This window comes from Variovorax sp. P4_D9, from assembly GCF_056401695.1.
The window spans coordinates 1-1,087 of the sequence record NZ_JBFUIU010001541.1; the positions used below are offsets into that span (position 1 = coordinate 1).

At 65.1% G+C, this 1,087-nt stretch carries 2 protein-coding genes; both read right to left on the reverse strand.

Going from position 1 to position 1,087, the window contains the following annotated elements:
• A partial coding sequence (locus tag AC1DY5_RS56720) for an IS4 family transposase (protein ID WP_478122884.1) occupies nt 1–783 on the reverse strand: 783 nt, incomplete at its 3' end.
• A gap of 62 nt (nt 784–845) precedes the next feature.
• Nucleotides 846–1,087 (reverse strand): hypothetical protein (locus AC1DY5_RS56725; protein WP_478122885.1); only part of this gene is annotated, 242 nt, incomplete at its 5' end.

The following is a 1,087-nucleotide window of genomic DNA, read 5'->3' on the forward strand; positions in this document are numbered from 1 at the left end:
ATCGCGCGTGCCCAGCGACTGGCCGCGGCGAAAGTCGGTGATGCGCGAGCCGTTTTGCTCCATCAGCACATCCACGCCAGCGGCCATCAGCGTGGCGATCAGGAAGTAGTTGCAGTACAGGGCATCGGCCAGCATCACGTCGCCTGGGCGAAAGCCTTGGAGCAGGCGACGCACCAGGGCCAGCTCGCCGCTGCCTTTGCCTTGATGGGGCCCGATCGCCGCATCGAGCGCCGCGCCGGTGGCCAAGCACACCACCACGACCAGCCGCGCCAGCGGGAAGCCGACCCCGGGTGCCTGGGTGCTGGGTTGGGGATAGCGCGCCTGGTTCTCCTGGGTATCGGGCATCGACAGCCCGGTGCCGTCCACCAGCTTGACCGTGCGCCCGCGCCAGCRCCATTGYGCCRGMGCCTTCTCRCTSAGCWGGCGCCCTGTYTSGCGCGTGAGCGCRCTGACCATCTCCAGCGGCARSCGCTGAYGAGCCCGGCAATACCCGCCAGTGCGAACGCTGCACGCTCTCAGGCCATCGCCCGCTCGCTGCGCGGCCCAACCGTTGACCGCCTTCTGGCACGAGCCATCGGCCTCCAGCACCTGACGCATGAACATCGACAGCGTCACCGTCGGCGGATACAGCCGCTCGCGGTGCTCGGGCAGCAGCGCTTCRGTCGTCTCCAGCAACTGCGGACTCGTCAGCACGTTGAAGAACTCCACCGCCTCGGTCGATCTCGCCCGCCGTCCAATGCGGCTGCGACGTTGATGCAAAGCGCTTCGGGCACTACGATTCATGCTGGCTGGCCTTCGGAAAGATGGTTTGATTGCTTGGTAACAACCATCCTATCGATCCTGGGTCAGCCACCTCTCTTTGCCATCAAGCACTTRCGTCCCGCRCTGATGGCCCAACAGCTAAAGTAAGTGGCATTCGCCTTAGTGCCGTCGGTGAGCGTGGTATCGGCGCGCAGCTGGTCGATCAGATCCGGTACCGAAACAAAGTCCGGATCGAGATTGAGGGCAGCCGCGGCGCGGTCCACCAGCATGAAATAGTTGCGCCGATAACTGACGGCGGTCTTGTCCGTGACCGGCTGTACTGCGG